1 protein-coding gene is annotated in these 375 nt (G+C 66.4%); it reads left to right on the top strand.

What is annotated here, in order from left to right; genetic code table 11:
• Positions 1 to 26: 26 nt before the first annotated feature.
• Positions 27 to 375, top strand: a 349-nt coding sequence (locus AC1DCY_RS27955) for a hypothetical protein (RefSeq protein WP_477356108.1), incomplete at its 3' end; no start/stop codon positions are given.

A 375-nucleotide genomic window follows, 5' to 3' on the forward strand; every position in this document is an offset into this window, starting at 1 on the left:
GCGATGCCAGTACCGGTGCGCCTGCATTGGAAAAGCTGGTGCTGACGGCCGGCGATGCGGTGAACTTCTTTGATTCGGTAGAGCTGTCCACGCTCGATGCCAGCGGCAAGTCAACGCTGGGACAACTGGTGCTGACCGCGCCCGCCATCCGTGGCCAGGGCGATGCCGATGCAGTGGCCCGCATCCGCACCGATACCCTCGTCTGGAACGGCAGTGCGCGTCCGGCTGGCGATGTTGTTGCCGGTGGCGCGGGTACAGGCAGTGGCCAGCTGCAGGTGGATGCGCGGCAGATCCTGTTCGGCTATGCCGAGCAGTCCCAGCCCGACACCGTGGCCATGCATGGCCGGCAGACGCTGGGCTTCGGCACGGTTGCAC

It is taken from the genome of Lysinibacillus sp. 10T31, assembly GCF_056394365.1.